Source organism: Bdellovibrio bacteriovorus (assembly GCF_002208115.1).
GTDB classification, from domain to species: Bacteria; Bdellovibrionota; Bdellovibrionia; order Bdellovibrionales; family Bdellovibrionaceae; genus Bdellovibrio; species Bdellovibrio bacteriovorus_C.
In genome coordinates, this window is record NZ_CP020946.1 from 3,693,727 (window position 1) to 3,707,721 (window position 13,995).

At 50.8% G+C, this 13,995-nt stretch carries 17 protein-coding genes; 14 read left to right on the forward strand and 3 right to left on the reverse strand.

What is annotated here, in order from left to right:
• The 13 genes from B9G79_RS17680 (at position 1) to B9G79_RS17740 (ending at position 10,323) form a co-directional block, all read left to right on the forward strand.
• The gene (locus B9G79_RS17680; RefSeq protein WP_088566663.1) at positions 1–309 is read left to right on the forward strand and encodes a hypothetical protein; all 309 of its coding nucleotides are present in this window, start codon (positions 1–3) and stop codon (positions 307–309) included.
• Positions 310–462: 153 nt separating this feature from the next.
• A complete protein-coding gene (locus tag B9G79_RS17685; RefSeq protein ID WP_088566664.1) occupies positions 463–651 on the forward strand; it encodes a Flp1 family type IVb pilin in 189 nt (62 codons plus the stop codon).
• A gap of 49 nt (positions 652–700) precedes the next feature.
• Complete coding sequence (locus B9G79_RS17690) at positions 701–895, forward strand: hypothetical protein (protein ID WP_011162732.1); 195 nt, start codon at positions 701–703, stop codon at positions 893–895.
• The gene (locus B9G79_RS17695; RefSeq protein ID WP_011162731.1) at positions 892–1,140 is read left to right on the forward strand and encodes a hypothetical protein; all 249 of its coding nucleotides are present in this window, start codon (positions 892–894) and stop codon (positions 1,138–1,140) included. Before B9G79_RS17690 ends, B9G79_RS17695 begins: the two co-directional genes overlap by 4 nt.
• A 9-nt stretch (positions 1,141–1,149) precedes the next feature.
• Complete coding sequence (locus tag B9G79_RS17700) at positions 1,150–1,791, forward strand: hypothetical protein (RefSeq protein WP_088566665.1); 642 nt, start codon at positions 1,150–1,152, stop codon at positions 1,789–1,791.
• Positions 1,785–2,291 carry a hypothetical protein gene (locus tag B9G79_RS17705; RefSeq protein WP_088566666.1) on the forward strand — a complete coding sequence of 169 codons (507 nt, stop codon included), beginning with the start codon at positions 1,785–1,787 and terminating at the stop codon, positions 2,289–2,291. Before B9G79_RS17700 ends, B9G79_RS17705 begins: the two co-directional genes overlap by 7 nt.
• Positions 2,292–2,305: 14 nt before the next feature.
• Positions 2,306–3,217: a Flp pilus assembly protein CpaB gene (gene cpaB / locus B9G79_RS17710; protein WP_015089307.1), complete on the forward strand. Its 912-nt coding sequence runs from the start codon at positions 2,306–2,308 to the stop codon at positions 3,215–3,217.
• A gap of 34 nt (positions 3,218–3,251) precedes the next feature.
• The gene (locus B9G79_RS17715) at positions 3,252–4,781 is read left to right on the forward strand and encodes a BON domain-containing protein (RefSeq protein ID WP_088566667.1); all 1,530 of its coding nucleotides are present in this window, start codon (positions 3,252–3,254) and stop codon (positions 4,779–4,781) included.
• Between the two features lie 52 nt (positions 4,782–4,833).
• Positions 4,834–7,050 (forward strand): ATPase, T2SS/T4P/T4SS family, encoded by a 2,217-nt coding sequence (locus B9G79_RS17720; protein WP_088566668.1) that lies wholly within the window; start codon positions 4,834–4,836, stop codon positions 7,048–7,050.
• A 3-nt stretch (positions 7,051–7,053) separates the two neighbouring features.
• Complete coding sequence (locus B9G79_RS17725) at positions 7,054–7,929, forward strand: type II secretion system F family protein (RefSeq protein WP_011162725.1); 876 nt, start codon at positions 7,054–7,056, stop codon at positions 7,927–7,929.
• A 30-nt stretch (positions 7,930–7,959) separates the two neighbouring features.
• Positions 7,960–9,612 carry a DUF6531 domain-containing protein gene (locus tag B9G79_RS17730; protein ID WP_088566669.1) on the forward strand — a complete coding sequence of 551 codons (1,653 nt, stop codon included), beginning with the start codon at positions 7,960–7,962 and terminating at the stop codon, positions 9,610–9,612.
• Between the two features lie 15 nt (positions 9,613–9,627).
• The gene (locus tag B9G79_RS17735) at positions 9,628–9,933 is read left to right on the forward strand and encodes a hit locus (protein ID WP_088566670.1); all 306 of its coding nucleotides are present in this window, start codon (positions 9,628–9,630) and stop codon (positions 9,931–9,933) included.
• A gap of 189 nt (positions 9,934–10,122) precedes the next feature.
• A complete protein-coding gene (locus tag B9G79_RS17740) occupies positions 10,123–10,323 on the forward strand; it encodes a hypothetical protein (RefSeq protein WP_088566671.1) in 201 nt (66 codons plus the stop codon).
• Positions 10,324–10,425: 102 nt separating this feature from the next.
• Here B9G79_RS17740 and B9G79_RS17745 read toward each other — a convergent pair whose 3' ends face one another.
• From B9G79_RS17745 to B9G79_RS17755, 3 genes are read right to left on the reverse strand one after another with little or no spacing between them, the layout of a single operon-like run.
• A complete protein-coding gene (locus tag B9G79_RS17745) occupies positions 10,426–10,686 on the reverse strand; it encodes a hypothetical protein (RefSeq protein ID WP_088566672.1) in 261 nt (86 codons plus the stop codon).
• Positions 10,673–11,065, reverse strand: coding sequence for a response regulator (locus B9G79_RS17750; protein ID WP_011162721.1), 393 nt, complete (start codon positions 11,063–11,065; stop codon positions 10,673–10,675). The genes B9G79_RS17745 and B9G79_RS17750 overlap by 14 nt, the downstream gene beginning before the upstream one ends.
• Positions 11,066–11,107: 42 nt before the next feature.
• A complete protein-coding gene (locus tag B9G79_RS17755) occupies positions 11,108–12,289 on the reverse strand; it encodes a hypothetical protein (protein WP_088566673.1) in 1,182 nt (393 codons plus the stop codon).
• 77 nt (positions 12,290–12,366) lie between these two features.
• Between B9G79_RS17755 and B9G79_RS17760 the strand changes: the two genes are divergently transcribed.
• A complete protein-coding gene (locus B9G79_RS17760) occupies positions 12,367–13,953 on the forward strand; it encodes a hypothetical protein (RefSeq protein WP_088566674.1) in 1,587 nt (528 codons plus the stop codon).
• Positions 13,954–13,995 lie beyond the last annotated feature (42 nt).

The window sequence follows — 13,995 nt, forward strand, 5'->3', positions numbered from 1 at the left end:
ATGAAGAAATCCACATTGATCGCCGCTTTGATTGTTTTTGGATCTGTTGCAGCCCACGCCGGTGATTGCACGATCACAACCAGCCGTAAGGCCTGTGCCGGAAAGGAAACTGAGGCGTTGAAACCTTACAACGGTAAAAATCCGACTGATGAATCCAAAAAACTGGACAGCGAGGAAGCCTGCCTGAAATGGGGCGAGAAATCCTCCAAAATCATCCGTAAGGGCACGCTGACGGAAAAATCCGTGACTGTCAAATTTGATGGCAAGGATCTTGGCAAGACTTTCGCCGACAAAGCAGAGTGCAAATAGAGCGAAATCGTCTAAGTTCTTTACGCCAGGGAGGTCCAGGGACCTCCCTTTTTATTTTCCCAAAATGAGACGTGCGCGTTGTTCAGTTTCTGTAATCCGTCCTCTAAAGAGAATCCCAAAATTATCCGATATTGTCTCTAAGGAGGAACATCCATGAAGAAGTTTAAGAACTTTTCCAAGAAGCTATTGAAGAATGAACGCGGCCAAGGTGCGACAGAATACATCCTGTTGCTGGTGGTTGTAGTCGCTTTGGTGGTTATCTTCAAAGACAAAATCAAAAGCGCAATGGAAGAAAAAGTCGGTTCATTGGCTAGTGATATCACAGGCTTCAGCGGTAACTAGTTTCTCCTGACGATTTCCGCTATCAAGCTGGGAATAAAAGGGGGACCCAATGACCGTAGAGTATGTGCTTTTACTATTTGCGACCTTCTTCTTTATCCTGAAGGCGTTCATGACTGCTCCGGCCGAGGCCTTTAAAACATCAGGCCCGCGGCTGGGTGCACGCATTGAACAGCAACTCACGACAGGAGCAGGTTTCAAACCCATTGATGGAAATCACATTGGCTGGGACGGAGAAACAAGATGAAAAGGCATGTTAACAACAACAAAGGCCAATTCCTTGTCGAGTCCGTCCTGCTGATGACTTTCATGGTGGGAGCTCTGATCTGGGCAACCGGTCAGCTGCGCGAGAACAAGTATCTTGCGAAACTGATCTCAAGCCCCTGGCAGAAAGTTTCCGGAATGATTGAGTCCGGCGTCTGGGACACCCCGGAAAGCGCCAGGGCCAAGCATCCCAACCAGGTTCGCCGGTCTCTGACCGCAGAACCTTAAAAGGAGAGAATGAGCAGAACGAAGAGCTTCTCCAGTACAATACAAAATGAACGCGGAATGATTTCCGCAGAGTTCATTTTTGCCATCGTCATTGCGGCGGGGCTTTGTATTGTCTTCTTCGCTCTGAACTTCACTCTGTCCATGGCCGAAGTGGCCCAGTACATCGCGTTTTCTGCTTCCCGTGCCCACGCAGCCGGGCACATCGATCAGGACAAGCAGGAACAGATGGCCAAAGACAAATACCTTTCCCTGATCAACAACCGTGAACTTAAGCCTTTATTCAACAAGCCTGACGGCGGATGGTTCGTCCTGTCCCCGCAGATTGATGTTCGTGGTGGTGGTGAATCCGGTCGCACCTTTGACAGCGACTATCGCTACACCGAAGAGCGCGTCCCGCAAGTGGGCGTGCGCTTTGATTTTACAGCCAAACTGCTCAGCCTGAAAGTCGCCTTCCTGGGGCCGACCAACGAGGACGATGCAGGATTCAGTGCCAAGGTGACCGCCTTCCTGATTCGTGAGCCGACTCAGAAAGAATGTTACGAACTTCAGATCAAGCGCCGCTATGAAGCGGTTTTGAATCTGGATCAACGCTTTAAGGAAATGGCCCGCGACACCGCAGGCTATGTTCCGTCGGAGGATAACGGATGCTGAAAAAGCAAAAACGCAAATCCTCCATTAATAATGAAAAAGGGATGGCTGTGTTAGAGCTCGTCCCTATTATTATTGTGATCGTGCTGCTGGTGAACTTCTCTTTGGGGTTCTTCGGCGCCATTCACACCGGGATTCTCAATTCAATTGCGTCCCGGAACTATGCTTTTGAAACTTTCCGCAACCGCGCCAATCTGACTTACTTCCGTTCCACTCCGAATGCGGACGTGGCCCTGACGTACGATAAGGTCGGCATGCGTGTGCATGGAACCCTGTCTGAAAACACCAAAGAAGGTGCCAATGACTGGGTGGCAAGTTCCCGCCGCATTGACTTCATGGCTTTGCAGCGTGAAGCCGCTGAAATTGCGGGAACAAAACCGGAACACGAAAGAACCCGTTCTCTTCCCGGCGGAAGAAACGAAACTCTTTCGGTGAATCCGATCTGGATTAAAACGACGTATGGAATTTGCCTTAACTCCGAGTGCGCAGGCACCGGAAGCTAAGAGAGTGGGACATTATGGGATCAAACGAAACTAGAAATTTATGGCTTTCGATTGCAGCAGGTGTCTTTGCGACCTTCCTGCTGTACAGCTATTCCCAGGAAAAAAAGGCCGAGTACGACAAACGCTTCGGTTCCACTAAGCGTGTGGTCGTAGCCAAGGAAGACATCGCCGAAATGCAGACCATCTACGACACGATGGTTGAAACCAAAGAGCTTCCGGCGGATTTCATCCAGCCTGATGCCATCACGATTCCAGACGAAATCATCGGTAACGTGGCGGCCGTGCCAATCAGAAAAGGCCAGATGGTCGTGAAGAACAACCTTTTGACTCCGGGCCCGGACACAGGGATTTCCCTGCAGGTTGCGCCCAGCAAACGTGCTGTCACCATTCCCGTGGATGAAGTGCGCGGGGTTGCGAAACTGATCCGCCCTGGGGACCGTATTGATATTTACGCCGCGGTGGATTCCGGCAAAGGTGTGAACCAGCGCCGTGAAGTCTTCACCATGATGAACGACGTGGTCGTTCTGGCAACGGGTGTGAGTGTTGTGAATAACATTCCACGCATGTTTGAACTGGATTCAACCGGAAAGAACCTGACCCAGATCGCCCTGACTGGTGACACCAAGTACACCACAATCACGGTCGAAGCGACGCCGAAAGAGGCGCAGGATCTGTTCTATATTCTTTCCACGGCTCCGGGGAACTTGTTTATGGCTTTGAGAAATCCAAGCGACAGAACAATTCCGCCGCGCATGCCAAGTTCGACTTCTGACAGTGTATTGGGAAAACCGATGGTTTCTATGGACGCTCCGGCAGCACCGGCAATCGCGATGCCGCCACGACCTTACGTACCACCGGTTCAACAACAGAGGGCAGCACCTCCGCCAGCACAAAGACCACGCGCCAACGGGTTTCAAACTTTGTAATTGGGTCTGATTTAGGGGAATTGAAGGGGGATATATGAGACGTAAATTTCTGATCACCGGACTGCTCAGTCTGTTTATGATCAGTGGAAATGTGGCCTGGGCCCAGGAAGAACTGGAAGCCTCGCCGACATCATCCACAGAAGGTGAAGAGGGCGTATATCGTTCTCGCAAATTCATCAATCTCACCCTCGGCATTGAGCAGGACGAGAAGCTTCCCCCGCTTCCGGACAGCATTGAATTCAAAGGTGACTTCCGCCGAATCGTGACTGCGGCGTATGCCAAAGATCTGAATGTGATTCGTTTCACGCCGAAAGGTGAAGGTTTTGCGACCCTGACCATTCACGACAAACGAAACGGAAAGATCGTTGCGGAATTCCGCATTGACGTCAAGAAAAGCAAACTGGACAAGGTTGTACGCGAGATGCGCGCCCTTCTGGGTGACATCGAGGGTATTAACATCAAGATCGTGAACAACCGCGTGGTTGTCGACGGTCAGATCCTTTTGCCAAAAGATCTGGCGCGTATCTATAACGTTGTTCAGCAGTTCGGTGAACAGGCGTCTTCGCTTGTTACCTTGAGCCCGCTGGCACAAAAGAAAATCGCAGAGTTCATTGCCCGCGACATCAACAATCCGGAAATCGAAGTGCGTGCCGTGAATGAAAAGATCATTCTGCAGGGCTGGGCCAATTCTGATGAGGAAGCCAAACGTGCCGAGATCATCGCCAAAACCTATCTGCCCGATATCGTGATCGAGGCCGCCGAGGAAAAAGGTGTGATCAAAAAACGCCGCCCGGCGAATGATGGTGTGATCAACCTGATCCAGATCAAGGAAGCTCCGGCGAAACCACCAAGCAAAATGATCCAGTTGGTGGTGCACTATGTGGAACTGAACAAGGACTATTCCAAGGCCTTCAAGTTCCAGTTCACTCCGGAACTGGGTGACAACTCGCAGATGACCTTCCAGACCGGTGGCGATTCTCCGGGTGGTGTGATCAGCTCGATCACCGGAACTGTTTCCAATCTTTTGCCTAAACTGAACTGGGCAAAACAACACGGCCATGCCCGCGTACTTGAAAGCACCAGCCTGATCGTGGAAGACGGTAAAAAAGGTGAAATCAAACAGGTGACCAATCAGCCTTATCCGGTCATCGGTAAAGACGGCACCCAAGGAACTGCCTTTGCCGAGGTCGGTATCGTGACGGCGATCACCCCTGTTTTGCTGGGTGAAAAATCCGGCAGTGTGCACATGGAAATGGCCTTTAAGGTGTCCAGCCTTCTGGGGAACACTCCAAGCGGTGCGCCAATCACCAGTGCGAATGAAATGACCTCCACCGTGACGGTGCGCGACCGTCAAAGTGCGGCTGTGGGTGGTTTGATTCGTAACTCGACCTCGACCGGGTACAATCGTCCGGCAGGTCAGAAGAACCCGATCATCAGCCTGTATGCATCCAAAGACTTCATCAAGCAACAAAGCCAGTTCGTGGTCTTTGTTACACCGATAGTTAAGACTTCCGCCAGCTCCGGGGCTGAGCAAATTAAGAAGAAGTTCCGTTTACGCGACTAGGGTCTCGTAAACGGACCTCCTGTTTCAGCCGATAGGAAAGCTGGAGGTCTGTTTGGCTATCAATCCTAATTGTAATCTCATCGCAGTGGTTGGCGGTAAAGGCGGCGTTGGAAAATCCGTCTTCGCAGCCAATTTCGCCTGCACCATCATGAACGAACTCCGCAGCCAGGTTCTTCTGATCGATGCCGATGCCAAGAGCGTCGGCGATCAGAACGTGATCATGGGTCTGAAACCCCAAAAGACACTGAAAGAACTTGCAAGCTTCCAGGGATCTTTGAACTCCCAGCCAATGAACACTCTTGTGACCATGCACCAGTCAGGTTTGGCTTACCTGGGTGCAGTTCGTGGCCCGGAAGAAAGCCTGAACATCAATCCGGATCTTTTGGGAAAACTGCTGGAGTTTTTCTCTCGCGCTTATAAATTCATTATCGTCGACGTGGGTACCGATCTGGGCCCAGCACAAATGGCTGTGCTTCAGGAAGCCACCGCCATCATGATCGTGACGACTCCGGAAGTTCTGGTGGTGACGCAGACTCAGCGTCTGGTGAATGAGCTTTTGTCGGCCACATTCCCGAAAGACATGTTCCAGTTAGTGATCAACAAAGCTTCTCCAACGGGTCTTTCTCCGCAAACGATTTCAAATCAATTGCAACTTCCTTTCCTGGGAATTATTCCTCAGGATGAAGCCACTTCCATGATGTCCCTGCAAAAGTACACCCCTTTTGTGATCTCGGCGCCCAAAGCACCGGTCACAGCGGCGTACTATGATGTCGCCCGTAAACTGACCGGCGGTATTTTGCAGCGCCTGAAAACCGTGGCGCGTCCGAAGCCGGCTCCGGCAGCCGCAGCCTCTGGCGATGCGGGTGGCACCGTCAACACTCAAGGAATGGATGCCCGCACCCTGCTGAAAATCCGCATCCATAACGAACTGATCCGCACCGTGGATCTGAAAAAGCTTCTGGTCGACGGCAAGCAGGATGAAAACAAAGAAAAAGAAGTTCGCGAAAAAACCAAACGCGAAATCACCCTGATCGTGGACCGCGAGGCCCCGGATGTCGCGCGTGAAGAGCGCTCCAAACTGATCAAAGAGGTTTTGGAAGAAGCACTGGGACTGGGGCCTTTGGAAGATCTTCTGGCCGATCCGGATGTCACCGAGATCATGGTTAACGGTAATAAACGGGTCTTCGTCGAGAAAAGTGGTAAGGTTCAGCTCAGCCCTGTGACCTTCACCTCCAACGATCACTTGCGCCGAATTATCGAGCGTATCGTGACACCACTGGGTCGTCAGATCAATGACTCGACTCCGTACGTGGATGCGCGTTTGAAGGACGGTTCGCGTGTGAACGCCGTGATTGAGCCTTTGGCCATTGACGGACCGGCACTGACCATTCGTAAATTTAAAAAAGGTGGTATCACCGCTGAAAAGTATATCGGTTACGGAAGTATCACCAAGAACATGATCGACTTCCTGCGCATCTGCGTGGAAAACGGTCTGAACGTGGTGATCTCTGGTGGTACCGGTTCAGGTAAAACGTCCCTGCTGAACATGCTGTCTTCCTTCATCCCGTCCAACGAACGTGTCATCACGGTCGAGGATGCGGCCGAGCTGCAGCTGCAACAGGAGCACGTCGTGCGCCTGGAAACCCGCCCGGCTTCGATGGAAGGTTCTAACGCCATTCACATCCGTGACCTGATCAAGAATGCCCTGCGTATGCGTCCTGACCGCATCATCGTCGGTGAGTGCCGTGACGGCGCCGCCCTTGACATGTTGCAGGCCATGAACACGGGTCACGATGGTTCCATGACCACGACTCACGCCAACTCTCCGCGTGAATGTGTGGCCCGTCTGGAAACACTTTGTATGATGTCCGGTATGGACCTGCCAATGCGTGCGATCCGTGAACAGATCGCCGGTGCCGTGAATCTGATTGTGCAGATTTCCCGTCTGTCCGACGGAAGCCGTAAGATCCTGAGCATCACCGAAGTGGCGGGCATGCAAGGGGACGTGGTGACTTTGGCTGAAATCTTCAGATTCAAAGAAACCGGTTACGACAAAAACAGAAAGATCCAGGGTGTCTTCCAGGCAACTGGTACCATCCCAAGCTTTATCCAGAAACTGAGCGACAAGGGTGTGGTGATCCCGCGTGAGATCTTTGCCAATGACCCGAATGCAGGCACACCGGCAGCGGCCGCTCCTGCGAAACCACCAATCCCAGCTGCGATGGCCCCGAAAATGCCAGGCGTGGCTCCAGTGAAAAAATCGGGGTAAGTCATGAGTTTCCTGTTTAACGAATGGGTTATGATCCCTCTGTTTGGCATCTGCGTTTTCGTCATCGTCATCCTTTGGGCTGACAAGGCGATTGCGTGGCTGCACAAGCGCAGCCTTGGCCAGCGCGACGAGGTGATCAAGATTCTTCGGGTGATGGGAATGGACGTCGACGAAAAGAAAGTCACCCTGATCATCCTGCTGATGAGCTTCGGTTTGGGTGCCCTGGTCTTCCTGATCTTCTGGCCAAGTGTTTTGATGGGTGCATTCTTTGGTGCTTCCATCACCGTGGCCGGCTGGCAGTTGCCACTGCTTTTGGTGCGCATGATCTATGAACAGCGCTGTACCAAGTTTGTGGATCAGATGGTCGATGGTCTGACGATCATGGCCAACGGTATCAAGGCCGGATCCAATCCGCAGGAATCGATGAAACGTGTGGTGGAGATCATGGGAAATCCTATGAGCCAGGAATTTGCGCAAGTTTTGTATCAGATGCAAGTCGGTGACAGCTTTGAAAGCGCACTGAATGACCTTGGCAACCGCATCCCGCGCCCGGATGTGCAGATGTTTGTGACCTCCATCAACATCTTAAAAGAGACCGGTGGTAATCTGGCAGAAACTTTCCAGACCATCGTACTGGTCGTGCGCGAACGACAAAAAGTAGAGAAAAAAATTCAGGCTTTGACCGCTCAGGGGATGATGCAAGGGATAATCGTCACTCTGATTCCGTTTATCTTGATGGCCGTGTTCCTGGTGATCGATCCGGCGTTCATCAAACCTATGTTTAACACAACCCTAGGTCTAGTGTTACTGGCAGCGATGCTGGGTCTGCAAATAATCGGTGGCGTGCTTATTAAAAAGCTTGTTACCATTAAAGTGTAGTTTGTCAGTTTCAAGGAAGAGGTATCGATAATGAAGAAAGCACTCTTGGCGTTCGCCTTTCTTTTTTCTGCCCAGGCGTTCGCGCTTGTGGATATGAAAAATGCCAACTACTCCAACACCTGGATTGATATGGATGTTCCAGGCAGCGGGTATGATCTGAAAATCGTGCGCACCTATAACAGCCGTTCTCTTTTCAACGGTATGTTTGGCTTCGGCTGGTGTTCTGATTTTGAAACCGCGATGGAAGTCACTGCCGAAGGCAACATCAAGGTGAAAGAATGCGGTGGTGGTCTTGAAGTGACCTTCTCTCCTCGTGAAATCACCCGCAAGGATGTCGACAGCTCTATCGCCCAGATCGTGAACAAGATGAAAGCGGAAAAGAAAGTCGGCCTGACAGAGGCGGCGATCAACACGCTGAAGACACAGTTACTTGAAGACGACAGCCTGCGTGCGGAATATGCCCGTCAGTACGGAATCACGGTTCCGGTAAAAGAAGGCACCAAATTCTACGCCAACGGCCGTGAAGTTGAGCACTTCATTTTCAACAAAACCTATTACACCAGAAATCTTCCTGATGGCAGTTCCCAGCGCTTCAGCCCGCAGGGAAAACTGACTCATATCTATGACAAGAACAACAACTTCCTGAAATTCGACTATGACAAGGACGTGATCTCCACGCTCCAGGACAACAATGGTCGTCGTCTGACTTTCAAATACTTCCAGAACAAAAAAGTAAAAACCATCACCGGTCCCAACGGTCTGATGGCGGAATACAAGTTCGCCAATCTGGATGACCTGGCTTCCGTAAAGAATGCCTGGTTGAAAACATACACTTACGAATACGATGAACTTCACAATCTGACCAAGGCGACCTGGCCGGATAAAACGTTTGTCGCCTTGAAATACGACAAACAAAAAGACTGGGTTCTGGCGTTTGCAGACCGCGATAAGTGTATCGAGACCTACAAGTACGAAGACTCTCCGACAGATCCAAAAAATCACTACTGGTCCACAGTGAAAAAGACCTGCGGCAAAGAAGTGATGGCGGATAATAAATATGAATTCTGGCACCAACAGCGCGCGGACGGTCAATATTACCTGCAGCGTGTGATGACGACCGTAAACGGCAACGTCACAGACATCACTTACCATGAGGTCTTTGGCAAACCCGTTTCCATCCGTCGCAATGCCGACCGTATCTCTTACGAATACTATCCAGATGGCCTGGTGAAGGTGAAAGCCGCACCAAACATGAAGATGGCATTTGAGTACGATCCGAAGGTTAAAAAGGTCAGCTCTGTGAACAGCACTTACTTCAATGAAAAAGGTGCCAAGGTGGCCGTTAAAGCCGCTCAGTTCAAATACGATGGCAAAGGAAACCTTGCCTATGCCCAGAACAGCGATGGCCAGAAGATCAATATGACATATGATAACCGCGGCCGTATTGCGACCATTACAGATCAGGCCAAGAAAGTGGTTAAAATCGAGTACGAGGAACGCTATGGGAAGCCATCTGTAGTTACCCGTCCCGGTTTGGGCACAATTGTGGTAAGCTATAAACCAAATGGTGAAATCAGCAAAGTGGACAGCAAAGAGGGGCCATCTGTAGCTATGCAGGTAGCCAGCACATTTAATAACCTCTTGGATATCATTGCTCCCGCAACTGCGGAACTTTACCTCTAAGGAGAAGGTGATTATATGAAAAGACTCTTGGTTCTTTCCATCTTGCTGACCCTGGGCTTCTCCTTTGCGGGAACGGCCTCTGCTGACGAAAATGCCAACCGCCCGGTAAACCCTGGCGAAGACCCGAATGAAGCCTTCAGATCGTCTCCTTTTGAGGCGACGACATCGGCTTTGGGTGACTGCCGTGAGTGTATCGCCTACCGTACCGGCGCCACCACGGGCAAAGGCTCCCGTCGCCATGACGACACTGTTTCCAGAGAAATCAAAGGCTCCAGCGCGACGCCCGGTGGATCTGAGAAATCCGGCACCGGAAGACAGTAATCCCATCTGTCTAGAAACCTGACACTCGCCTTACACAAAAGGGCTTTGGACATCCAAAGCCCTTTCTTTTTGCCCTGAAACCCTCCGAATTGTCTCACCCTGAGACGAAAACTCTGGCACACGCGATGCAATAGACCTCATTGAGTTCTTAATGATGTTTTTAAGTGTGTAAGAAAGAAGGAGAGTTTTATGAAGAAAATCGTACAAGCCACTATTGCTATGTCTTTGATCGCCTCTGTGGCAATGGCAAACACGGGTGTTTCTTGCAAAAACAACAGCGGAAGCGGTCGTCATTCCTCGACAGCGTTCAAGCAGGAGTTCAAAGCGAAGGTTGCTAAAGACACTTCGACGAAGACTTCCAAAGAGAAAACAAGCAAAGGCTGGAACTAATCCACGCGCTTTGGCTTGAATTGAATATGCCCCCTAGGGAGAGTGACTATCCCCCCTTACAGTCGCTCTCCCTTCCCCTTTTTTAAAAAAGGGCAGGGTGAACTAGCGAATCGCTTTTTCGTGAGCGCCTTCCTGGAATCCGTCCACCGTGCTGGCCACGCCATCACCCAAGGAACGACCCAGATTTCTGATCGCCATGGCACCACCAGCGGCCGCACTTTGAATATACTGAGACACCGTGGATTTCTGCAACCAGCGGAAAGAATGAGATTCAATCGAATCGCCGCCCACTTTCACCTGCATCAAAACAATCAGCAAGGCTGTCGCAGCAAAGCACTTCAATACAAATTTAAGTTCTTCCATGAGTCGATTCTCCCAGATGCGGTAATACTTTTGTGATTTCTTTTAAAAGCTGTTCTTTGCTGAATGGTTTTGGCAGATAGGCATCAAAGCCCGCCTCGAAGGCTTTCTGCACCAGAGCTTCCTGATCGATTGTGGAGCAGCCGATGATTTTGATATCTGGATGAAGCTCTTTCAGAATCTTTGCTGTTTCGATGCCGTTACGAAGCGGCATGACCATATCCAAAAATACCAGATCGGGCAGTGTGGCTGAAACCAGCTCTACCGCCTCGTCCCCGTTGGCAGCTTCGCCGACGCACAGGCCCCCTTCCGAGGTCACAATATTTTTGATAAGTTCACGCAAGAAGGCGGCATCATCAATTACAGCAAAACGAATCTTCATACCGCCAGTATAGAATTTAGCAGGCTTTTTTGTGAGTGGATTTTAGTGACCCCAACGATAGCCCAGTGAGAACATATAAAGCGAATTGGTCACGCTGACATTGTTCGGAGTCAAACCTGTACCAGGGTCTGGCAAACTGGCGGGACCGTCAAAGACGTTTCTTTCAGTCGAAGCACCCAGGCTCCAGATCATCTGGCTTTCGCGGGTGAATTTCCATTCCCCACCTACATCAAGGCCAATGCGCACACTTTCTTCGCCTGCACCGGATTGGATATTGGCACCCGTCGCACCTTCAGAGTGTTGCAGACGCGGGAAGAAGCTTCCCCCCAGTGTCCAGGCATAGTTCGCCGACACAGGAATCCGCGCTTTCAACCCCACACCCAGCCCTTGTGTTTTCAGACGAGCACGGGAGGTGTTATCACTGGGAACCGTCATCTTGTTATCACTGAACAACAACGAAAATTCCAATGAATTGGATTTACGGGAAACGCCGAAGAATTTACGGAAGTTCAGACCCAGATCAACAAACTCATACTTTGCCGAAACGCGGGACTGATCTGCATCGATAGAGTCCACATCCGCCGCAAACGAGAACAAAATCTGTCCGCTCACACCAATCAACGGCGTAAACCAAACGTTCGTGCGAATCTTTAGAGCATTAAAGAAACTCTGATAATCCCGGAACGTATAATTGGACTGCGAATCGTTGTATGCCACCACGGGCATCACGTCCAGCTCCAGACGGTTGTTGCGGATGTCATCTTCGTGGATTTGCTCGCGATAGAAATCAAAAATTTTGGAGGCTTTATCAGAGAAAAGGCTTTCTGCCTGCTCACTGATGGTGGGTTCCTCGACTTCAGGCGAGGTTTCTGCACCCGTCACTTTCGGAGCGGCTGCGGGCACGACTGGAGTCGCCGCTGCTGCCTGAGCTTCGGCCGCAGCTTTGACTTCAGCTTCTTTCTTCGCAGCCAGTTCCTTTTCCTTCTTTTCAGCTTCGGCTTTTTTCTCGGCCTCAAGCTCGCTGGTCTTCAGTGTTCTGACAGCGACACCCTCGGAATCTGTGATCACCGGAGTCGCTTCTGCTTCAGATGCCGGACTGCGCTTGTTGGCCTTGCGAACCTCATAGCGTCCTGAAGAAAAACCCTCCAGACCCACTTGGGCTGATGCCGGATAAGCTGAAGCAAAAAGAGCTGCAAAAATCAGAAAGGAAAATGAAGACTTCATAAGAAATCTTTCGGCTTTCGGTCCGTATTACTTGACGCCAAATTGACCTGTTTTAAGAGGCAGTGCAGAATAAATTTATGAAATCATTCTTCCTAGGTTCTCTCTTCGTCGCGTCCTGTTTCATTTCAATCAGTCCGACTGCGTGGGCCCAGACCAATGCCCAGAACGTCTATGTCAGTGCTGCCGACCAAGATCTTGCGATTAAATCCATCGTGCTGGTTCCAACCACCGACAACGTGGGTGGTATCTACGCAAAACCTGCCGAAGAAGAACTTAGAAATCTTTTGAACGAAGACAAGCAATGGTCTTTGTCCAACTTCCCAAAAGATCTGAAAATCAAATCTGAAACTTTGGATGAAAATCCATCCGAAGTTCAAACCGTTCTGCAATCCACGCAAAGCGAAGCGGCCCTGACCTCGAAAATCATTCGTGGTCCGCGTGGGATTTCCATCACCCTGACTCTGTTTGTGGGCCGTGAAGGCCTGCCGCTGCTGCAGGAATCCCTGAATGACTACAAGGGTTTTGAAACCGCCGAGATCAAAAATGAAGTTCGTCGCCTGTTTGAAAACCTGAAGTACCGCATGCCTTTCCGCGCCACTATTCTAAGCCGCCGGGGCCAGCAAGTGACCCTGAATCTGGGCAGCAACTATGGTCTTAAACCTGACAGCCGTGTATCGGTGGTTCAGATCATCAAGATCAACCGTCATCCAAAACTAAAGTTCATGGTCAGCACCGAAAAAGAGGTTCTGGGCCGCGTGAAACTTTTCAAAGTGGAACCGTTCATGAGCTTTGGTTACGTCGAAATGGAAAAAGATCCGGGCGTGATCACCGTCGGCTCCAAAGTGATGCCGGATGAGTTTGTAAAATACTCAACCCCGGTCACCACACCTTCCGGAAAAGTCCTGCAAGATATCAGCACCCGCCCGGACAAGGACGTGGCGTTTGGCGAAGAGCCCACCGAATGGCTGCCGACAATGCCTCCGCAGTTCGGTAAGGTGGAATTGATGGCGGGCTTTGGCAACTACACCCAAAACACCAGCCTGACGACACCAGAGTCGGTGAGTGGCAGCAACAACTTCGCTCCGAACATTTTGGTGCGTGGTGAGCTGTGGCTGAATCCGGAATGGTACATGGGCGTTCACCTGCGCCAGTCTGTGTTTTCGATTGATAACAACCAGGCCGGAAGCTCCCCTTCGTCTTTGAACATGTCTGTGGGGCAATACGGCGTGAATGCGGGCTACAACTTCCTGCTGACCAATGACTTCTTTGGACCGAAGCTTCAAATCGGTGCGGGTTACATGACCACAAAGTTCACTGTGGATGGCAGCACGCCCACCACCTTCACCAGCATGGACTATAGCGGCTTCTTAATCAGCCTGGCCGGTCAGTTCCCCCTGTCTGAGGAAATCCCGGTGGATATCGGCGGACGCTTTGATTTCTATATGAATCCCGGCATGAGCGAATCCCAGGACAGCGGTTCAGGATCTGACAGCAAGATCAATTCCTTCAGCTTCTTTATGGATTATAAAATGAAAACGCGCTTTAAGATCCGCGGCGAGCTGATGATTGAAAACTACAGCACGGATTTCTCAGGAGCCACCCGCGCCACCAGCACCAGTCACAAGATGACGACGTTGTTCGGTGGGGTTCAGTACCTGTTCTAAAAAAAAGCCTGGGTTTAGAGCCCAGGCTTTTTTGTTTTTAGC